Source organism: Nocardioides pacificus (assembly GCF_054775955.1).
Genome location: NZ_BAAHCI010000004.1, coordinates 85697 through 105760, shown reverse-complemented (window position 1 = coordinate 105760; position 20064 = coordinate 85697). Strand labels below are relative to the sequence as shown.

19 protein-coding genes and 1 tRNA gene are annotated in these 20064 nt (G+C 71.6%); 14 read left to right on the top strand and 6 right to left on the bottom strand.

The window, feature by feature from the left end; translation table 11 throughout:
• The first annotated feature begins 36 nt into the window (after positions 1 to 36).
• Complete coding sequence (locus ACYU7L_RS01620; RefSeq protein ID WP_460793437.1) at positions 37 to 249, top strand: hypothetical protein; 213 nt, start codon at positions 37 to 39, stop codon at positions 247 to 249.
• Positions 250 to 295: 46 nt separating this feature from the next.
• Positions 296 to 2851: an ATP-dependent helicase HrpB gene (gene hrpB, locus ACYU7L_RS01615; RefSeq protein WP_460793436.1), complete on the top strand. Its 2556-nt coding sequence runs from the start codon at positions 296 to 298 to the stop codon at positions 2849 to 2851.
• Between the two features lies 1 nt (position 2852).
• Here the strand turns inward: hrpB and ACYU7L_RS01610 are convergent, their stop codons facing one another.
• Positions 2853 to 3605 (bottom strand): response regulator, encoded by a 753-nt coding sequence (locus tag ACYU7L_RS01610; RefSeq protein WP_460793435.1) that lies wholly within the window; start codon positions 3603 to 3605, stop codon positions 2853 to 2855.
• Between the two features lie 161 nt (positions 3606 to 3766).
• Between ACYU7L_RS01610 and ACYU7L_RS01605 the strand changes: the two genes are divergently transcribed.
• The 4 genes from ACYU7L_RS01605 (at position 3767) to ACYU7L_RS01590 (ending at position 8588) form a co-directional block, all read left to right on the top strand.
• The gene (locus ACYU7L_RS01605; protein ID WP_460793434.1) at positions 3767 to 4381 is read left to right on the top strand and encodes a hypothetical protein; all 615 of its coding nucleotides are present in this window, start codon (positions 3767 to 3769) and stop codon (positions 4379 to 4381) included.
• A gap of 74 nt (positions 4382 to 4455) precedes the next feature.
• On the top strand, positions 4456 to 4998 hold the full coding sequence (locus ACYU7L_RS01600) for a GNAT family N-acetyltransferase (protein WP_460793433.1): 543 nt from the start codon (positions 4456 to 4458) through the stop codon (positions 4996 to 4998).
• Between the two features lie 63 nt (positions 4999 to 5061).
• Positions 5062 to 6894: an AMP-dependent synthetase/ligase gene (locus tag ACYU7L_RS01595; RefSeq protein ID WP_460793432.1), complete on the top strand. Its 1833-nt coding sequence runs from the start codon at positions 5062 to 5064 to the stop codon at positions 6892 to 6894.
• A gap of 104 nt (positions 6895 to 6998) precedes the next feature.
• A complete protein-coding gene (locus tag ACYU7L_RS01590) occupies positions 6999 to 8588 on the top strand; it encodes a M28 family metallopeptidase (protein ID WP_460793431.1) in 1590 nt (529 codons plus the stop codon).
• A gap of 116 nt (positions 8589 to 8704) precedes the next feature.
• On the opposite strand, the gene ACYU7L_RS01585 is transcribed toward ACYU7L_RS01590, so the two are convergent.
• Entirely contained in the window at positions 8705 to 9145 is a 441-nt protein-coding gene (locus tag ACYU7L_RS01585; protein ID WP_460793430.1) for a hypothetical protein, read from the bottom strand.
• A gap of 223 nt (positions 9146 to 9368) precedes the next feature.
• On the opposite strand from ACYU7L_RS01585, the gene ACYU7L_RS01580 reads away from it, so the two are divergent.
• Positions 9369 to 11021 (top strand): GMC oxidoreductase, encoded by a 1653-nt coding sequence (locus ACYU7L_RS01580; RefSeq protein ID WP_460793429.1) that lies wholly within the window; start codon positions 9369 to 9371, stop codon positions 11019 to 11021.
• 37 nt (positions 11022 to 11058) lie between these two features.
• Here ACYU7L_RS01580 and ACYU7L_RS01575 read toward each other — a convergent pair.
• A tRNA-Leu gene (locus tag ACYU7L_RS01575) sits at positions 11059 to 11144 on the bottom strand.
• Positions 11145 to 11222: 78 nt separating this feature from the next.
• On the opposite strand from ACYU7L_RS01575, the gene ACYU7L_RS01570 reads away from it, so the two are divergent.
• Positions 11223 to 12542, top strand: a complete 1320-nt coding sequence (locus ACYU7L_RS01570) for a M20/M25/M40 family metallo-hydrolase (RefSeq protein ID WP_460793428.1) — start codon at positions 11223 to 11225, stop codon at positions 12540 to 12542.
• 82 nt (positions 12543 to 12624) lie between these two features.
• A complete protein-coding gene (locus tag ACYU7L_RS01565; protein ID WP_460793427.1) occupies positions 12625 to 13317 on the top strand; it encodes a type 1 glutamine amidotransferase domain-containing protein in 693 nt (230 codons plus the stop codon).
• Positions 13318 to 13520: 203 nt separating this feature from the next.
• Here ACYU7L_RS01565 and ACYU7L_RS01560 read toward each other — a convergent pair whose 3' ends face one another.
• Both ACYU7L_RS01560 and ACYU7L_RS01555 read right to left on the bottom strand, forming a co-directional pair.
• Complete coding sequence (locus tag ACYU7L_RS01560; RefSeq protein ID WP_460793426.1) at positions 13521 to 13751, bottom strand: DUF5703 family protein; 231 nt, start codon at positions 13749 to 13751, stop codon at positions 13521 to 13523.
• 1 nt (position 13752) lies between these two features.
• The gene (locus tag ACYU7L_RS01555) at positions 13753 to 14700 is read right to left on the bottom strand and encodes an aldo/keto reductase (protein ID WP_460793425.1); all 948 of its coding nucleotides are present in this window, start codon (positions 14698 to 14700) and stop codon (positions 13753 to 13755) included.
• Between the two features lie 104 nt (positions 14701 to 14804).
• Between ACYU7L_RS01555 and ACYU7L_RS01550 the strand changes: the two genes are divergently transcribed.
• The gene (locus tag ACYU7L_RS01550; protein WP_460793631.1) at positions 14805 to 15626 is read left to right on the top strand and encodes an undecaprenyl-diphosphate phosphatase; all 822 of its coding nucleotides are present in this window, start codon (positions 14805 to 14807) and stop codon (positions 15624 to 15626) included.
• Between the two features lie 4 nt (positions 15627 to 15630).
• Here the strand turns inward: ACYU7L_RS01550 and corA are convergent, their stop codons facing one another.
• The gene (gene corA / locus ACYU7L_RS01545) at positions 15631 to 16611 is read right to left on the bottom strand and encodes a magnesium/cobalt transporter CorA (protein ID WP_460793424.1); all 981 of its coding nucleotides are present in this window, start codon (positions 16609 to 16611) and stop codon (positions 15631 to 15633) included.
• Positions 16612 to 16643: 32 nt separating this feature from the next.
• Between corA and ACYU7L_RS01540 the strand changes: the two genes are divergently transcribed.
• The 4 genes from ACYU7L_RS01540 to mshC all read left to right on the top strand — a co-directional run bounded on the left by ACYU7L_RS01540 (position 16644) and on the right by mshC (position 20062).
• Positions 16644 to 17387, top strand: a complete 744-nt coding sequence (locus ACYU7L_RS01540; protein ID WP_460793423.1) for an MSMEG_4193 family putative phosphomutase — start codon at positions 16644 to 16646, stop codon at positions 17385 to 17387.
• Between the two features lie 10 nt (positions 17388 to 17397).
• Positions 17398 to 17976, top strand: a complete 579-nt coding sequence (locus tag ACYU7L_RS01535) for a DUF3090 domain-containing protein (RefSeq protein ID WP_460793422.1) — start codon at positions 17398 to 17400, stop codon at positions 17974 to 17976.
• A complete protein-coding gene (locus tag ACYU7L_RS01530; RefSeq protein ID WP_460793421.1) occupies positions 17973 to 18761 on the top strand; it encodes an SCO1664 family protein in 789 nt (262 codons plus the stop codon). Before ACYU7L_RS01535 ends, ACYU7L_RS01530 begins: the two co-directional genes overlap by 4 nt.
• Positions 18762 to 18823: 62 nt before the next feature.
• On the top strand, positions 18824 to 20062 hold the full coding sequence (gene mshC, locus ACYU7L_RS01525; RefSeq protein WP_460793420.1) for a cysteine--1-D-myo-inosityl 2-amino-2-deoxy-alpha-D-glucopyranoside ligase: 1239 nt from the start codon (positions 18824 to 18826) through the stop codon (positions 20060 to 20062).
• The last annotated feature ends 2 nt before the right edge of the window (positions 20063 to 20064 follow it).

Below are 20064 nucleotides of genomic sequence, written 5' to 3'. Positions count from 1 at the left end.
GCATCGAAGGGAAGGCACCATGAGACTGGAGCAGCCATGGACGAGACCGACAAGCTGCAGGCCCAGCAGGAGGCGCGCGCCCAGGCACCGCGCACCATGACGGGCAGCGAGAAGGCACGGATGTGGGCGGGCATGAACCGCTACCTCGCCACGGAGGCCATCCATGCCGCCAAGGCCGCTGAGGAGGATCGACCGCCGGGCCCAGACGCGGGACGCCGAGCGGCTGAGCCCGACACCCGAACGCCCTGAGCGGGGCACCTGAGCGAGCACCCTGTCGTCGGGGCACACTGCAGGCGTGCCCGATGACCCGCTCCAGCGCCTGCTCGCCGAGCCGCCCGACCTTCCGGTCGTCGGCGGTCTGGGGGCACTGGTGGCCGCTCTCGGCGCCGAGGGCGTCGCCGTCGTCCAGGCCCCGCCGGGCACGGGCAAGACCACGATGGTCCCCCCGGCCGTCGCCGTCCTGCGTCCGGGGCGCGTCGTCGTCACGCAGCCGCGCCGGATCGCGGCCCGCGCCGCCGCGCGCAGGCTCGCCTCCCTGCTCGGAGAGCCGGTGGGGGAGACGGTGGGCTATGCCGTGCGCGGTGACCGTCGCGTCAGCGAGCGGACCCGCATCGAGATCGTGACGACCGGTGTCCTGGTGCGCCGCCTCCAGCGTGACCCGGAGCTTCCCGGCGTCAGCGCGGTGGTGCTCGACGAGGTCCACGAGCGCCAGCTCGACGTCGATCTCGCGCTCGCGCTCCTCATCGACGTGCGCGCCCATCTGCGCGACGATCTGCTGGTGGTCGCGATGTCGGCGACGGTGGAGGCCGGACGCACGGCGCAGCTGCTGGGCGGGGCCCGCCCAGCGCCGGTGATCGACGTACCGGGCGCCCTGCATCCGGTGGAGCAGGTGTGGAGCCCCCCGCCGCCGGGTGTGCGCCGCCTCGACGAGCGCGGTGTCACACCGGCCTACCTCGACCACGTCGCCGGCTGTGTCCGGGAGGGGCTGGTCCGGCACCAGGGCGATGTGCTGGTGTTCCTGCCGGGCGCGGCCGAGATCGGGGGAGTGGTACGACGCCTCGCCGGCGTCGGCGCCCAGGTGCGGGCACTGCACGGCCGGCTCCCACCGGCCGAGCAGGACCTCGCGCTGACCCCCCAGCCGCCTCCGGCGACCGAACGACGCGTGATCGTGTCGACCGCCGTCGCCGAGTCGTCGCTCACCGTGCCCGGTGTCCGGGTCGTGGTCGACGCCGGACTCTCCCGCCAGCCGCGCACCGATCACCGCCGGGGCCTGGCCGGACTGGTCACGGTCAACGTCAGTCGGGCCGCGGCCGACCAACGGGCCGGACGCGCGGGCCGCGAGGGACCCGGTGCCGTCCACCGCTGCTGGTCGGAGACCGAGCACGCGCATCTGTCGGCCCATCCCGAGCCGGAGATCGCCACCGGCGACCTCACGTCGTTCCTGCTCGAGCTGGCGGTGTGGGGGACCCCGGACCCGCGCGGGGCCGCGCTCCTGGACCAGCCACCGACCGGGGCGCTCACCGCTGCTCGCGAGACGCTCCTGGGGCTCGGGGCCGTCGACCAGGAGGGATCAGCAACTCCTCGCGGCCGGGCCATCGCCCGGGTCGGCGCCGACCCGCGGCTGGCCCGCGCGCTGCTCGACGGCTCCGCCCTGGTCGGCGCTCGCCGCGCCGCCGAGGTCGTGGCGCTGATCTCCTCGGACGTGCGGGTTCCCGCCGGGGACCTGGTGGCGGCGCTGAGAGCCCTGCGCCGCAACGGCCGCGACGCCGCCGTCTGGACCAACAGCGTGCGTCAGCTGCGGACCTCGCTGCCGCGGGAGCCCCGTGACCACCCCGCCGATCAGCGGGCGGGTGGCGCCGGCGGCCCGGCCACCAGCGACGATCTCGCCGTCGGGCTGGTCGTGGCACTCGCCCACCCCGACCGCATCGCCCGTCGACGGGCCGGCTCCGCGTCGTACCTGATGGCCTCGGGGACCGGAGCGACCCTCGGCCCAGGGTCCGCCAGCCTGGCGGGTCAGCCGTGGCTGGCCATCGCAGACGCCGAGCGCAGGCCCGGGCAGCGCGACGCGACGATCCGCTCGGCCGCCCCGCTCACCGAGGACGCTGCCCTGGAGGCGGCCCCGGCGCTGTGGCAGGAGAGCGAGGACGTGTCCTGGTCAGGCGGTCAGGTCGTCGCGCGCCGCCGCACCTGGCTGGGGGCCATCGAGCTGACCTCGACGCCGATCCCCGAGCCGGCGCCCGACCAGGTGGCGGACGCCGTGCGCGAGGCACTGCGTGCCGAAGGACTGGATCTGCTTCCCTGGACTGCGGCCGCGACGTCACTGCGGGGGAGGCTGCACTTCCTGCACACCGCCCTCGGGTCGCCCTGGCCCGAGGTGTCCGACGAGGCGCTGCTGGCCGCCGTCGAGCTCTGGCTGGGCCCGGAGCTGCACCGGCTGCGCGGTGCGCGTGACCTCAGGCGCGTGGACGTCGTCGCAGCACTGCGCCGCCTGCTGCCCTGGCCGGAGGCCGGCCGCCTGGACGAGTTGGCTCCCGAGCGGGTGACGGTGCCGAGCGGCGCGTCCCATCGCGTCGACTATGCGGGCGCGCAGCCGGTCCTGGCGGTGCGGATCCAGGAGACCTTCGGCTGGCGGGCCACCCCGCGGCTCGCCGATGGCCGGGTGCCGCTGCTGTTGCACCTGCTATCGCCCGCCGGCCGGCCTGCGGCGGTCACCGCCGACCTGGAGTCGTTCTGGGCCAGCGGCTATCCACAGGTGCGCTCGGAGCTGCGCGGGCGCTATCCGCGACACGCGTGGCCCGAGGACCCGTGGACGGCCCCGGCCACGACGCGGGTGCGTCCGCGTCCTCGCTAGCTCAGGTGATCATCAGCCGGGCCGCGAGGACCGCGGCCTGCGTCCGACGCTGCAGACCGAGCTTGGTGAGGATCGTCGAGACATAGTTCTTGACCGTCTTCTCGGCGAGGTAGAGACGCTCCCCGATCTGCCGGTTGGTCAGGCCCTCCGCGACCAGCGCCAGGATCCTCTGCTCCTGCTCGGTCAGTGAGGCGAGCTCGGCGTGGGTGGTCGGGCCCGTCCGCACCCGGTCCAGCACGCGCAGCGTCAGCGCCGGGTCGATCAGGGACTGGCCCTGGGCCACCTGCCGGATGCCCTGCACCAGAGCGTCCCCGCTGATGTGCTTGAGCACGTAGCCGGCGGCACCGGCCAGGATCGCGGCGAACAGCGCCTCGTCGTCGTCGTACGACGTGAGGATCAGGCCCTGGATGCTCGGGTCGATGGAGCGGATGTGGCGGCACACGTCGATGCCGGTCCCGTCCGGGAGACGTCCGTCCAGGATCGCCACATCGGGTCGGAGTGCGGGGATGCGCGCCATCGCCTCGGTCGCGGTCGCAGACTCGCCGACCACCTCGATGTCCTCATAGGCGTCGAGGAGATCGCACAGTCCGCGGCGGACGAGCTCATGGTCGTCGACGAGGTAGATGCGGATGGGACGACCGGCGCCGACTGGGGTGTCCTCCGTCACGGGGAGCGAGGTCTCCGTGGGGCCGGGATCGACGGGCGCGTCGTGCATCAAGTCCTCCGAAGGGTCGTCCTGCAGGCGTGTCACCATCGTCACGCTCCCGGTCGAGCTCGGGGGAGGGCCTTCGTATCCACCGGCTGGGGACCAACGTCCCTCAAGAGACCGGAATGCCGCATGGACCTGACCTTGGGCGCCCGAGGTCAGGACCTTCGTCCGTTGGATCTGGCGCGGCGAATCTGCAGGATTGTCGGATGCATCCTGTCCAGCGACTCGTGGTCGCTCGCGCCGACGCGCCCTGGTTCCGGCGCCGCCCTCCGATGGCGGTGGCGCTTGCCGGCGTGCTCTTCGCCGCCATCTTCGCGTTGCGGCTGATGTTCGGGATGGACACCACCGAGGGCATCACCATGCTCTACGCCCTCCCCATCACCCTGCTGGCACTGGCGCTCGGCAGGCGTGGCGGAGTCGCGGCCGGCCTGGTGGCCGTGGCACTGGTGGCCGTGTGGGTGGTGGTCGACTCAGTGGAGCTCGGGCTGCTCGGCTGGGCCTCACGGACGCTCCCTCACCTGCTCGTCGGTGTGCTCCTGGGCGATGCTTCCGACCGTCTCCAGCGGGCAGAGCAGCTGCAACGGACCCACGAGATCGCGGAGCTGCGGCATCGCCAGGCCGTGGAGATCAACGACACCCTGGTCCAGGGCATGGCGGCGGCGAAGTGGGCGATGGAGTCGGGCCGTCATGATCGGGCCATGCAGACCCTCGAGGAGACACTGGAGACCGGTCAGCGGCTCGTCTCCGACCTGATGCGGGACGCGGACATGGGGATCGACGGTCAACGCGGGCACCCAGACAGCTCGGCGATCGGCGCCTGAGGCTGGGATCACCTCGTCCGAACGCTGCGGCGCCCCCGACAGGGGCGTAGGTTCGACGATGAGGGAGGTGCACCGTGATCGCCGAGGCCGTGCTGAGCGACGGGACCCCGGCTCTCATCCTCCCGCTGCTGCCGACGGACCGCGAGGCCCTCCGCGAGGGCTATGAGCATCTGTCCGCACGCACCCGGGACAGCCGATTCCTGTCGGGGGTGCCCCACCTCACCGAGGGGCTGCTGCACCACCTGGTGGACGAGGTGGACGGTATCGACCACATCGCGCTCGCCCTCGTGGCGCTGGACAGCCACCATCACGGTGACCCGGTGGGAGTGGGCCGGATCATCCGCTACGCCGACCAACCCGATGCGGCCGACCTGGCCGTGACCGTGATCGACGAGTGGCAGGGGCGCGGCGTGGCGCGGGCGCTGCTCGCCGAGCTGTTGCGGGCCCGTCCGGTTGGAGTCACCCGGATCGTCACCAGCATCGCCGCCGACAACGCCGCCTCGATCGCGATGGTGCGCAGCCTCGGACCGTGCACCCTGACCCCGGTCGGGGGCAACTGCCTCGAGGTGGAGGTCCAGCTCGTGCCGGAGGACGACCGGGTGCTTCCCGGGACCTAGGCCCCTAGCGATGACCCGGTACGGCTACGAATGTTGGTGGCAAGTGCCAGGGACGGAGCGATCGTGAGTGCCATCACCAGGGGGACGAACCCCACCACTCTTCCGGCGGTGGCGGTCTCCGTCGCGCAGATGTTCCAGGACCGCGTGGCGCGGACGCCTGACGCGGAGGCCTACCGGTTCCCCACCCGCAACGGCTGGGCGTCGTACACCTGGCTCGAGACGCAGCAGCGGGTCCGGGTGCTGGCCGCCGGCCTGCTCGCCCTGGGCATCGAGCCAGAGGACCGGGTGGCGATCGCGAGCGGGACCCGCATCGAGTGGGTGCTGGCGGACCTGGCCATCACCTGCTCCGGAGCCGCGACGACCGCGGTCTATCCGACGACCAGCGCCAAGGACGTCTCCTTCATCCTGGCCGACAGCGGGTCGAGGATCGCCTTCGTGGAGGACCAGACCCAGATCGACAAGCTGTGGGCCTGGCGCGACCAGCTGCCCGCGCTCGAGAAGGTGATCAGGTTCGACGGGAAGGGCGATGGAGAGTGGGTCATCGGCCTCGAGGACCTCCGGGCGCTGGGGAAGCGTCGCCTCGACGAGGACCCCACCTGCGTCGATGAGGCGATCGCGGCCATCACCTCGGGCCAGCTGGCGACGCTGATGTACACCTCCGGCACCACCGCGCAGCCCAAGGGCGTCGAGCTGCCTCACAGCTGCTGGACGTACGTCGGCGCCGGGGCCGAGTCGCTCGGGATCCTCACCAGCGACGACCTGCAGTTCCTCTGGCTGCCGCTGTCGCACTCGTTCGGCAAGATGCTCGAGGCCGTCCAGCTGCAGATCGGATTCGCCACCGCGATCGACGGTCGGATGGACAAGATCGTCGACAACCTGGCAGAGGTCCGACCGACCTTCATGGCCGGGCCCCCGAGGATCTTCGAGAAGGTGCACGGCAAGGTGAAGCAGAGCGTCCAGGCTGACGGCGGGGTGAAGAAGGCTCTGTTCGACTGGGCCTTCCGCGTCGGGCGCACGGTGTCTCGGTGCCGGCTCGAGGGTCTGCGGCCCTCGCCGTTGGTCAGGCTCGAGCACACCGTCGCCGACCGGCTCGTCCTCGCCAAGATCCGCGATCGCCTGGGCGGACGGATCCGCTTCCTGCTGTCGGGCAGCGCTGCTCTGTCGGCGGACGTCGCGAGCTGGTTCCATGCCGCCGGCCTCCCCGTGCTCGAAGGCTACGGGCTGACCGAGACCAGCGCGGCCGGCTGCATCGGCCAGCTGGAGGACCTCGTCTTCGGCCACGTCGGCCCGCCCATCACCGGGACCGAGGTCCGGATCGCGGCCGACGGAGAGATCTTCTTGCGCGGGCCCAGCGTGATGCGTGGCTACCACCACCTGCCGGAGGAGACGGCCGCCGTCCTCAGCCCCGACGGGTGGTTCGCCACCGGCGACGTCGGGGAGCTCGACGAACAGGGCCGGCTGCGGATCACCGACCGCAAGAAGGACCTGATCAAGACCTCCGGCGGCAAGTACATCGCGCCCCAGGCCATCGAGGTGCTCTTCCGCGCGGGCTGCCCGTTGGCCAGCCAGATGATCGTGCACGCCGAGGGACGCCACTATGCGACGGCTCTGGTGTCGCTGGACCCCGACGCCTTGACGGAGTGGGCGGTCTCGCAGGGGATCACGACGCGCGACTACCGGGCCCTCACCGATAGCCCGGCCGTGCGCGACTACGTCCAGGAGTGCGTGGACAACCTCAACCGGCAGCTGAACCGGTGGGAGACCATCAAGGACTTCCGCATCCTCGACCACGACCTGTCCGTCACCAACGGTGAGCTGACGCCGAGCATGAAGGTCCGTCGCAAGGTCGTGGAGGCCGACCACCGGGGGCTGCTGGAGACGATGTACGCCAAGTAGAGCGCTTTCACCGCACGACCTCTTGCCAAGAGCGGGGTGCGCAGGGTTTCCTGCCTCCAAGTCCGCGCCGGTCAGCGACGCGGACGCCGTTCTCAGGAGGCGCCTTGCACCGCATTCGCATGATGGCGACGGGAGGGGCGAGCGCCCTGGTCCTGTCCCTGGTCCCCGTGGCCGCCACCCAAGCCGACGACCCCGCCGGTCAGTCGGCTGATCGCTCCGTCTCGCAGGAGGCGGACGCCAAGCCGCGCCCCGGCAAGCAGGCCGGCACCAAGCGCCTGCGCAAGGCGGTCACGACCAGGCAGATCATGGAGCACAACCGCGCGTTCCAGCGGATCGCCAACCGCAACGACGGCAACCGCGCCTCCGGGACGCCCGGCTACGACGCGTCCGCCGACTACGTGATGCGCAAGCTCAAGCGCGCGGGCTACCGCGTGCGCGAGCAGGAGTTCACGTTCCCGTTCTTCCAGGAGTTCTCCGAGCCGGTCCTCGAGCAGACCGATCCGATGGCCACCACCTACGAGACGGGCACCTTCTCCTTCTCCGGTGACGGGGACGTCACGGGCACCCTGGTGCCGATCGACCTGACCCTGCCGCCGCCGGCGGAGCCGGGCGCCACGTCCGGTTGCGAGGCCGAGGACTTCCCGGCGCCGGGTGAGGACGACGCCATCGCGCTGGTCCAGCGCGGCACCTGCGCGTTCGGGGTCAAGGCCCAGCTCGCCCAGGACGCCGGCTATGACGCGGTGATCATCTTCAACGAGGGCCAGGAGGGGCGCACCGACCTGACCACCGGCACGCTCGGAGACCCCGTCTCGATCCCCGTGGTCGGGGCGTCCTTCGAGGACGGGGCGGCACTGGCGGCCCAGACGGAGGCCGGAGACGTCACGATGCACGTCGCCACCGACGTGCGCACCGATCCCGCCGCACGCACGAGCAACATCATCGCGACCACGCGCACGGGCAACCCCAACAGGGCGCTCGTCGTCGGAGCTCACCTCGACTCGGTCACCGAGGGCGCCGGCATCAACGACAACGGCAGCGGCAGCGCCACGATCCTCGAGATCGCCGAGCAGATGGCCAAGCTGAAGATCAAGCCGCGCCAGCAGGTGCGCTTCGCCTTCTGGGGGGCCGAGGAGTCCGGGCTGCTCGGCTCGGAACACTACGTCAAGACGCTCACCAAGAAGGGCATCAGCCGGATCATGGCGAACCTGAACTTCGACATGGTCGGGTCGCCCAACTACGCCCGCTTCATCTACGACGGGGACGGCTCCGACACCGAGCTCGCGGGCCCTGCCGGCTCGGGGAAGATCGAGCAGGTCTTCACCAGCCACTTCCGTCGCGAGAAGCTGGCGAGCGCGCCCACCGAGTTCAGTGGCCGCTCGGACTACGGCCCGTTCATCGCGGTCGGCATCCCGGCCGGTGGTCTGTTCACCGGAGCCGAGGGCATCAAGACGGCTGAGGAGGCCGCTCTGTTCGGCGGCACCGCGGGCGAGGCCTACGACAAGTGCTACCACGCCAAGTGCGACAACATCCGCAACGTGAGCACGAAGGCGATCGGGGAGATGTCCGACGCGGCCGCGCACGCGGTCCTGCGTCTGGCCCAGGCCAAGCGGGGCTTCCTGCCGGCCCGTCCCAGCGACCGGGTCGCGCAGCGCTCGGCGAAGGTCGCTTCCCACGCGCATGAGCTCGTGAAGTAGTCCCAGCACACCGATCACTGCGGCACCCGTCCTCGAGGAGGGCGGGTGCCGCAGTCGTGTGGTCTCGACGTCGGTTGCTGCGCAATCTGCTCGACCAGCGGGGGCGGTGGCGAGTCTCAGACGAGCCAGACGCTCTGGGCGCTGCACACCACGGCGCCGAGCAGCTCGGCGAGAGGGCGTTGGTCGACCTGCGCGCGGCCGGCTGCCAGGCAGGCCACCAGGAGCGGGAGCAGATCGAGGGTCCCCGCGACGGCGAGGTCCACGACGGCGTCGACCTCGGCGGCCCATTCATCCCCCAGCGGGGACCAGATCTCCGCGGCCAGCGCGTCGCTGAGCACCAGCATCAGGTCCTCGCCCGGTGCCTCCCGGCACTCGACGCTGCCCATCGCCGCCAGCGCCTCGGGGGAGGCAGAGACCCAGGAGCCCTCGATGTCGAGGCGCAGACCGGCGCGGGCGGCGAGCCGTCCGAGCACCCACAGGTCGAGCTGGTTCAGCTCGCGCCCGAGAGCCTCGGCAGCCCAGTGGCCGGGCACGTGGTCGATGCGGAGGATGGTCACGGTGCTTGTCCCGTTCGCTGGTGCGCCTGGTGGCGCAGATCGTGGCTTGTGCTCCAGATGTCGGCATGCGGAGTGCAGGACATGAGGGGGTGGGGCAAAGAGGGAGTAACGGGAGGCCCACAGTTCTGCCCGCCTCCCAGCGTCGCCAGGGCAGACACGGATCGACGCAGGCCGCCTCCTGGATTCGGGCATGATCCGTCGTGCCAGCCGATAGCCTCCGGCCATGGCTGGAGCAGATGTATTCGACACAGATGTCGCCGTGGTCGGCAGCGGGTTCGGTGGCGCGGTCACCGCGCTGCGCCTGACCGAGGCCGGGCACCGGGTGCTGGTGCTGGAGAAGGGCCAGCGGCACAGTGACGAGGACCTGCTGCGAGCCCGGCGCGACCCGCGGGCCTACCTGTGGCAGCCCAGCCTGGGCATGCGCGGGTTCTTCTGGCAGCGGATCTTCCGCCACATGGCGATCATCGGCGGGACCGGTGTGGGCGGTGGCTCGATCGTGTGGGCGGGCGTGCTGCTCGAGCCCGGTGCGGACTTCTACGCCGAGCCGGCCATGACGGCGCTCGGAGTGGACTGGGCCTCGGAGCTGTCGGCGCCCCTGGCCCGGGCGGGCCGGATGCTCGGTCGGGTGCACAGCCCGCACCGAGGACCGATGGACGACCATCTGCGCTCGGCGGCACGAGCGGTGGGTGCGGAGGCGTCGTACGGGCCCGTGCCATTGGCCATCCACTTCGGACGCGAGGGTGTCAGCGGCCCCGATCCCTTCTTCGAGGGCGAGGGCCCCGAGCGCACCGGATGCCGGCTGTGCGGCGAGTGCCTGCTCGGCTGCCCCTACGGCGCGAAGAACCAGCTGACCCGCAACTACCTCCACCTGGCGGAGCGGTACGGCGCGGAGATCCGCCCTGAGCACGACGTGCGCAGCATCGAGCCGCTGCCGGGCGGGGGCTACCTGCTGCGGGTGGGGCATCCGTGGCGTCGCGAGCCGCTCAGGGAGATCCGGGCGCGGCGCGTGGTGCTCGCCGCGGGGGTGCTCGGCACCGTCGAGCTGCTCTACCGATGCCGGGACGAGCTCGGCACCCTGCCCCGGGTCTCGCGTCGGCTGGGTCAGCACGTCCGCACCAACTCGGAGGCGCTCACGGCGGTCCTGCAGCCCCCGGGCGAGGACCTCTCCCGTGGGCCGACGATCTCCAGCGACTTCCACCCCGACGAGCGCACGCACACGACCCTGAACCGCTACATCGGCGGTTGGCACATGCGCTTGCAGCTCGGTCCGCTGGTCGACGGCGAGCGTCCCGGTCGGCGCGCGGCACGGGTGCTGGGGCAGCTCGTCACTCGCCCGGGAGCCCAGGCGCGAGTGCTGACCGCTCGCCGGTTCCTGCAGCGGCTGACGGTGCTGACCACCATGCAGCACCACGACAGTGAGCTGGCGCTGGACCTGAGCCCCTCGCCGGTGCGGCCCTGGCGTCGGGTGCTGCGCTCCCGCCTCTCCGGTGGCGTCCGCCCACCCAGCTATCTCCCCATCGCCAACGAGGTGACCCGGGCGTTCGCCGCCGCCTCGGGAGGCCGACCGCTCAACCTGCTCGGCGAGTCCGTCGGCGGGCTCTCGATCACCGCGCACATCCTCGGGGGAGCGGTGATGGGGGTGGACGGCGAGCACGGCGTGGTCGACGCCGACCACGAGGTGCACGGTCACCCGGGCCTCTACGTCATGGACGCCAGCGTGATCCCCGCCAACCTGGGCGTGAACCCGTCGTTGACCATCACCGCGCTGGCGGAGCGGTTCGCCGCACGGTTCCCGGCGGCCGTCGGGGACGTCGTACGACGTGCGCCGATCGACGCCCGGCCCGTCGGCGTGCCGACGGATCCGGTGGAGGCCTAAATGAAGAAAAGGCTCCGTGGAGCCGGAGCCTTCTCAGTGTCCGAGGGGGGACTTGAACCCCCACGCCCGATAAAGGGCACTAGCACCTCAAGCTAGCGCGTCTGCCTATTCCGCCACCCGGACGAGTGCGGTGGAACTGTAACAAAGGATCGCCCCAACTCTCACATCGGCCCCTGCAGGTGCGGATGTCAGGATGGGGCCATGGTCACCGAGAGCTCCCAGCCCGCGCCCTACGACCCGGCCGCCGAGGTCGTCGACCTGTGTCGCGACCTGATCCGCATCGACACCTCCAACTACGGCGACGCCGAGGGGCCCGGGGAGCGCAAGGCCGCCGAGCTCGTGGCGACGCTGCTCGACGAGGTCGGCATCGAGTCGAAGCTCTACGAGTCCGAGCCGGGGCGGACGTCGCTGATCGCCCACTGGGGCGGTACGACGGGGGAGCCGCTGCTGCTGCACGGTCACCTGGACGTCGTCCCCGCCGCGGCGGAGGACTGGCAGGTCGACCCCTTCTCCGGCGAGATCAAGGACGGCTTCGTCTGGGGGCGCGGCGCGGTCGACATGAAGGACTTCGACGCGATGCTGCTGTCGGTGGTGCGTGCCCGCACCCGTGCGGGACGGCTGCCGGACCGTCCGATCGTGCTGTGCTTCACCGCCGACGAGGAGGCCGGCGGGCACAAGGGCGCCGAGCACCTGCTCAAGGTGGCGCGCGAGGACCTCGAGGGCTGCACCGAGGCCGTGGGGGAGGTGGGCGGCTTCAGCGCCACGGTCCGGGGACGGCGGATCTACCTGATCGAGGCAGCCGAGAAGGGGATGGCCTGGATGCGACTGCGCGCGCGTGGTCGTGCCGGGCACGGGTCGATGATCAACGGCGACAACGCCATCACCGAGCTGGCCGGAGCCGTGGCGCGGATCGGCGCCTACGAGTGGCCGGTCCGGCTGACGCCCGCCATGCGGGTGCTTCTCGCGTCGGTGGGGGAGCTGGCGGGCACCGAGGCCACGCCGGAGAACGCCGAGGCGCTGGTCCAGGAGTTCGGGCCGGCCGCACGGATGCTCGGTGCCGTGATCCGCAACACCGCCAACCCGACGATGCTCGACGCGGGCTACAAGGTCAACGTGATCCCCACCGAGGCCACCGCGCACCTGGACGGACGGTTCCTACCGGGCTACGAGGACGAGTTCTTCGCCACGATCGCCGAGCTGTGCGGCGAGAACGTCGAGATGGACTTCGTCAGCCACCAGCAGCCCTGGGAGATGCCCTACGACACCCCGCTCGTCGACGCGATGACCCGCTCGCTGATGGCCGAGGACCCCGACGCCCTCGTGGCGCCGTACCTGATGAGCGCCGGGACGGACGCCAAGCACTTCACCAAGCTCGGGATGCGCTCCTACGGCTTCGCCCCGCTGCGGCTGCCGGCCGATCTCGACTTCACCGCGCTCTTCCACGGCGTGGACGAGCGGGTCCCGGTGGACGCCCTGGAGTTCGGGGCGAGGGTCTTCGACCGCTTCCTCGACGAGGCCTGAGCAGCCGCAGGTGGAATGGGCGACCCGGGTCGCGGGTTGGGCTACGTGAACGATCCGCACGCACCCAACCGAAGGAGAGCTCGTGAGCAAGGTCCTTTTCGTCGTCACCGCCGCCCGGCACTGGACGCTCAAGGACGGCACCCAGCACCCCACCGGGTTCTGGGCTGAGGAGCTCGTCGCGCCGTACCGCGTCTTCACCGAGGCCGGCCACGAGGTCGTCGTCGCGACGCCCGGCGGCGTGAAGCCCGTCGTGGACGAGGCCAGCCTCGCTGCCGACGCCAACGGCGGGCAGGAGAGCGCGGACGCCATCCGGTCCGAGCTCGAGTCGATCGAGCAGCTGGGCTCGCCGGCCCGGCTCGAGGACGTGTCGATCGCGGACTACGCCGCTGTGTTCTACCCCGGCGGTCACGGTCCGATGGAGGACCTCGCCGAGGACGTCACCTCCGCGCGCCTGCTGACCTCGACGCTGGCCTCGGGCAAGCCGCTCGGCATCGTCTGCCACGCCCCGGCCGCGCTCCTCGCGACGGCCGACGCGGACGGGGCAAGCCCGTTCAGCGGCTATCGCCTCACCGGCTTCAGCAACGCCGAGGAGGCCCAGGCCGGACTGGCCGACAAGGCTCCGTGGCTGCTGCAGGACCGCCTGGTCGCGCTGGGCGCGGACTATCAGGAGGCCGAGCCGTGGGCGCCGAACGTCGTTGTGGACCGGACGCTCTACACCGGTCAGAACCCGGCGTCGTCGGGTCCGCTGGCCGAGGAGATCCTCAAGGCTCTGTGAGCCGACGCAACGCGGTCGATCCGGAGCAGCACGTGCTCCGGATCGACCGCGTCGTCATGTGGTGGGCCTGGTCTCGACGTCGGTTGCTGCGCAACCTGCTCGACCAGCGAGGGGGCCTCGACGTCGGTTGCTGCGCAACCTGCTCGACCAGCGAGGGGGGCCTCGACGTCGGTTGCTGCGCAACCTGCTCGACCAACGAGGGGTCAGAGGTAGAGGGTCGGCCGCACCTGGCGGATGATCTTGCGGCGCAGCGTGACGCGGCGCGTCCCGTCGGGCGTGATCCGCACCCGGTCCAGCTCCCAGCCGCCGTGCTCGGCCCGGTCGACGAGCAGGCGAGTGACCACGTTGCGGGAGAACTCCCGCGAGAGGGTGATCCGGTCGAACTCCCACTCCACCCCGGGGGTGGGCGGGCGTCGGTGCGTGCGGGGGCTCATCTCACTCTCCTGAGACGTCGTCCAGGGCGTCGGCGATCTCACCGGGGAGCTCCAGCTCCTCGGTCTCCAGGGCGGCGCGCAGCTGGGCTGCCGTCCGGGCTCCCATGATCGGGGCGGTGACCCCGTCGCGGTCGCGCACCCAGACCAGGGCGACCTCGAGGGGCGACCAGCCCAGGCCGTCCGCGGCGCGCACGACGGACTCCACGATGCCGTGGCTGCGCTCGCCGAGGTAGGCGCTCACGAAGCCGGCGAAGTGCTCGGTGGCGGCGCGCGAGTCCGACGGCGTTCCGTGGCGATACTTCCCCGTCAGCACGCCCCGCCCGAGCGGTGACCAGGGGAGTACGCCGAGTCCCAGCGCCTGGGCAGCCGGCAGCACCTCGGCCTCGATCGCGCGGTTGAGCAGGGAGTACTCCACCTGGGTCGACGCCAGCGGGGTCCGACCGGGCACGGCGCGCTGCCAGGTCGCGGCCTGGGCGGTCTGCCAGCCGGTGTAGTTCGACACCCCGACGTACGACGCGCGCCCGCTGGTGACCGCGAGGTCCAGGGCGCTGAGCGTCTCCTCGAGCGGGGCTCCGTCATCCCACACGTGGACCTGCCAGAGGTCGACGTGGTCCACCCCGAGGCGCTTCAGCGAGGCGTCGAGGGTGGTCAGCAGGTGCCCACGCGACGTGTTGGTCGAGCGCTGGCCGTGGCGCCGCGAGATGCCGGCCTTCGTCGCGAGAACGAGATCGTCGCGGTCGGCGATGTCCCCGAGCAGCGAGCCGATGAGCTCCTCGGAGGCTCCGTCGCCGTAGCCGGCGGCCGTGTCGAGCAGCGTGCCACCCGCCTCGGTGAAGGCGATCAGCTGGTCGCGCGCCTCGTGCTCGTCGGTGTCCCGACCCCATGTCATCGTCCCCAGACCGAGCCGGGAGACCTTGAGCCCCGTGGAGCCCATCGCGCGCTGCTGCATGGCGCAACGTTAGCGACGACGACCACGGACGCCTCCCGCGGCTCGCCGTACACCCCGGGTGACGCGGCGGGTCGCGCCCTGCCCCCGTAGGCTTCCGGCCCGTGATGGACCTTCTCAAGGCAGTCGTGCTCGGAACCCTGCAGGGGCTCACCGAGTTCCTGCCGATCTCCAGCAGCGCCCACCTGCGGATCTTCCCGGAGATGGTGGGCTGGGGCGACCCAGGCGCTGCGTTCACCGCGGTGATCCAGATCGGGACCGAGCTGGCCGTGCTGATCTACTTCCGTGAGGACATCCTGCGCATCGCCACGGCGTGGCTGAAGTCGCTGGTGAAGCCGGAGTACCGCGGTCACCTCGACGCCCGGATGGGCTGGTTCATCATCATCGGCTCGTTGCCGATCGTGGTCCTGGGCATCGCCTTGAAGGACGTCATCGAGTCGGACTTCCGCAGCCTCTGGATCATCGGGACCACGTTGATCGTCCTCGGCATCATCCTCGGGGTCGCGGACCGGCTGAGCCGCAACAACAAGACCATCAAGCAGATCAACCTCCGCGACGCGGTCCTGATGGGACTCGCCCAGGCCGCCGCGCTGGTGCCGGGCGTCTCGCGCTCGGGTGCCACGATCTCGATGGGCCGCATCCTCGGCTACGAGCGCGAGGCCGCCACCCGCTACGCGTTCCTGCTCGCGATCCCCGCGGTCGTCGGCGCCGGCCTCTTCGAGCTCAAGGAGATCCCGCACGGCGACAACACCTTCGGCTGGGGACCCACCATCGTGGCTACCGTGGTCTCTTTCGTCGTCGGGTACGCCGCGATCGCCTGGCTGCTGCGCTACGTGTCGACGAGGTCCTACCTGCCGTTCGTCGTCTACCGGATCGGCCTCGGCGCGCTCACCCTCGGCCTGGTGGCTGGGGGAGTGCTGAACGCCTGAGGCCTCACAGCCACCCGGACTTCTTGAAGAAGACCCAGGCCGACAGCGAGCTCAACGCCATCAGCACCAGCGCGAACGGATAGCCGAATGCCCAGTGCAGCTCCGGCATGTTGTCGAAGTTCATACCGTAGACGGCCGCGATCAGCGTGGGTGCAGCGACCAGGCCGACGCCGGCCGAGATCTTGCGCATGTCGTCGTTCTGCCGGACGCTGATCGCCGCCATGTGCGCGTCGAACGCGGTCGAGAGCAGGCCGTCGAGGTTGTCGACGGTCTCCGCCACCCGGTCCAGGTGGTCGGCGACGTCGCGGAAGAACGGCGCCGACTCCGCCTGGATGCCCTCCACACGCCCCGTGGCGCACCGGCGGATCGGGTCACGCAGCGGCAGCACCGCGCGGCGCACCTCCGCGATCTCCCGCTTGAGGGTGTAGATGCGGACGGAGTCGTTGGTGCGGGCGGGGGAGAAGACCGACTCCTCGACCTCGTCGACGTCGACCTCGAGGGCGGCGGCGACGTGCCGGTACTCGTCGACGACCCGGTCGCAGACGGCGTAGACGACGGCCGAGGGGCCGTGGCTGAGCACGGACTCGACGCCCTCGAGGAACTCGCGGGCCGAGTGCAGCTCGGAGCCGACGCCGTGGCGGACCGTGACGATGTAGTCGGCGCCGACGAAGACGTTCACCTCGCCGGTCTCCACGGCGTCGTCCTCGTCGACGTACCAGAGCGTCTTGAGGACGAGGAAGATCCCGTCGTCGTAGTGCTCCAGCTTGGGCCGCTGGTGGGCGTGCAGGGCGTCCTCGACGGCGAGCGGGTGCAGGCCGAACACCTCGGCGACGCCGTCCAGCTCGGCCTCCGTCGGCTCGTGCAGGCCGACCCAGACGAACTCATCGTCCGTGGCGGCGCGGGCGCGGACCGCGGCGAGGTCCGCGATGTCGAACTCCAGCGGCACGCGGACGCCCTTGCGATAGAGCGCGTTGTCGACGATCACACCGCGAGGCTAGTCCCACTAGGCTCCCGGTCATGGCCACTGTCATCCTCGCGCGCCACGGGCGCACGACCGCCAACGCCTCCGGCATGCTCGCGGGCCGCCAGGCGGGGGTCCGGCTGGACGAGGCCGGCGCGAAGCAGGCGGCCGCGGCGGGGGCCCGCCTGGAGCAGGTCCCCCTCGTCGCGATCGTCACGAGCCCGCTGACCCGCTGTCGCCAGACGGCCGCTGCCATCGCCGAGGCCCAGAGGGGCACCGAGCGTCCGGTGCCGCGCGTGGTGAGCGAGCGGGGCCTGGTCGAGTGCGACTACGGGGACTGGCAGGGCCGGGCGATCAAGGACCTCGCTAAGGAGGACCTGTGGAAGGTCGTCCAGGCCCAGCCGTCCGCCGTCACCTTCCCCGGTGGCGAGTCGATGCAGGTGATGCAGGCCCGTGCGGTCGAGGCGATCCGGGGCCACGACGCCGCCATCGAGGCCGAGCACGGACCGGGCGCGGTCTGGGTCGCCGTCTCGCACGGCGACATCATCAAGTCGATCCTGGCCGACGCGCTGGGCACCCATCTCGACCAGTTCCAGCGCATCCACGTCGACCCGGCCTCGCTGTCGGTCGTCCGCTACACCTCGACCCGGCCCTACGTGCTGGGCCTGAACACCCATGCCGGGGCCCTGGACTGGCTCGTCCCCCCTGCCGGACACGCGGCGGCGGCCGCCCCATCCGGCGACGCGGTCGTCGGCGGTGGCGCGGGTCCGTCCGCGACCGCGTCCGAGGCGGGGTCATAAGGTGGACGACATGGCACCCCTCGTCCACGGTTTCGACCCTCCGGAGCGCTTCGTCGCGGGCACCGTCGGCCCTCCCGGCCAGCGGACCTTCTTCCTCCAGGCCCGCGAGGGGATCCGCGTCGTCAGCGTCTCGCTGGAGAAGCAGCAGGTGGCCGCGCTGACCGAGCGGATCGACGAGCTGCTCGACGAGGTGATGACCAACGCGAGCACCGAGGCGGTCGTGCCCGCAGTGGCGCCGCTCGACCTCGAGGACACCAATCCGCTCGACCAGCCGATCGAGGAGGAGTTCCGCGCCGGCACGATGACGCTGTCGTGGGATCCGACCGACGAGCGCATCGTGATCGAGGTCTTCCCGTTCACCGAGGCCGCGGTCGTGTCGCCCGACCAGCTCGACGAGGAGCTCGAGGAGCCGGAGCCCGACGAGCTGCTGCTGGTGCGGCTCACCGCCGCCGCTGCCCGGGCTTTCGTCAAGCGGGCCGCCTCCGTGCTCGAGGCTGGACGACCCGACTGCCCGTTCTGCGGCCACCCCATCGACCCCGACGGCCACCTGTGCGTGCGGGCCAACGGGTTCCGCCGCCGCGACCCGTGAGCACCCACTCGTCCGCGGAGTCACCCTCCGAGGACCTCCGGAGCGCCCCGATCCGCCTGCACGGCCGGGTGATGCCGGCCTCCAACGCGACGTTCATCGGAGAGATCGACGACGTCCGCGTGGTCTACAAGCCGGTGGCGGGCGAGCGCCCGCTCTGGGACTTCCCCGACGGCACCCTCGCCCAGCGCGAGGTCGCGGCGTACGCCGTGTCCCGGGCACTCGGCTGGGACGTCGTCCCCCTCACGTTCCTGCGCGACGGACCGCACGGGCCGGGCATGGTCCAGCTGTGGCAGGAGCCGGACGAGGAGCAGACGGCCGTCGACATCGTCGCGGAGGGCGAGGTGCCGGCGGGGTGGTGCCGGGTCTTCGACGGCGTCGACGGCAACGACAGCCCGGTGTCGCTGATCCACGAGGACACCGCACCCTTGCGCCGGATGGCGATCTTCGACGTGCTCGTCAACAACGGCGACCGCAAGGGCGGCCACGTCCTCGCGATGGACGACGGCCACCGCTACGGCGTCGACCACGGCGTCAGCTTCCACGTCGAGGACAAGCTGCGCACGGTGCTGTGGGGCTGGGCGGGGCAGGACCTGCTGCCCGACGAGCTCGACGCCGTACGACGCGTGGCCGAGGCGGCGGAGGGCTCCCTCGGCGCGGAGCTGGCCGAGCTTGTCACCGCCGACGAGCTGGCCGCGTTCGTCCGGCGGTGCGCGCTCCTGGTGCGCCACGGCGCGATGCCGGCGCCCGGCGGTGGCTGGCCGTCGATCCCGTGGCCACCCTTCTGACCGGACCCTTTGATGGGACCTTCCGACTGGGCCCGCAGGGGGTGTTGGCTAGGCTGCCCGACATGCGTACGTGGTCTGCTCCAGACGTCCCGACCCTGCCCGTCACGGGTCCCGCCGTCCGGGTGCACGACACCGCGACCGACGCCCTGGTGACGACGGCGCCGCACGGAACCGCCCGGCTCTACGTCTGCGGCATCACGCCGTACGACGCGACCCACATGGGCCACGCTGCGACCTATCTCGGCTTCGACCTGCTCTACCGCGCGTGGCGCAACGCCGGACGCGAGGTGCGCTACGTCCAGAACGTCACCGACGTCGACGACCCGCTGCTGGAGCGGGCCGACAAGGTCAACGTCGACTGGGTGGAGCTGGCCGAGCGCGAGACGCAGCTGTTCCGCGAGGACATGGAGGCGCTGCGCGTCATCCCGCCCGCGGAGTACATCGGCGCCGTCGAGTCGATCCCGCTCGTCACCGAGCTGATCCGCCGGATGGAGGCCGCCGGCGCGGTCTACCGCGTGGACGACGACCTCTACTTCTCGGTGACGGCCGACCCTGCCTTCGGGGCGGTGTCCAACCTCGACCGCGAGGCGATGCTCCGCATCTTCCCCGAGCGCGGCGGAGACCCCGACCGTCCCGGCAAGCGCGACCCGCTGGACTGTCTCGTCTGGCGTGCCGAGCGCCCCGGCGAGCCCGCCTGGGACAGCCCCTACGGCCCCGGGCGCCCCGGCTGGCACATCGAGTGCACGGCGATCGCCATGGAGCACCTCGGCGGCGCCTTCGACGTCCAGGGCGGCGGCAGCGACCTGGTCTTCCCCCACCACGAGATGTGCGCGGGGCACGCCCATGTGGCGGTCCCGGGGACGCCGTTCGCGAAGGCCTACACGCACGCCGGCATGGTCGCCTACGACGGCGAGAAGATGTCGAAGTCGCGGGGCAACCTGGTCTTCGTGTCCGCACTGCGCCGCAGCGACGTCGACCCGATGGCGATCCGGCTGACCCTGCTGCGCCAGCACTACCGCTCGGACTGGGAGTGGACCGACGACCAGCTCTGGGCCTCGGTCGACGCGCTCGTCCGGCTGCGCCAGGCGCTCTCGCTGGGTGCCGGTGCTCCGGCCGCTCCGGTGGTCGACGTGGTCCTCGGCGCACTGGCCGACGACCTCGACGCCCCGACGGCGCTCGCCGCGGTCGACGCCTGGGTGGCGGCGACCCTCGGCACCGACGGGCTCGCCGACACCAGTGACGCGACCGCCGCCGAGACGATGCGTGCGCTGCTCGACGCCGCGCTCGGCCTGTCCCTGTGACG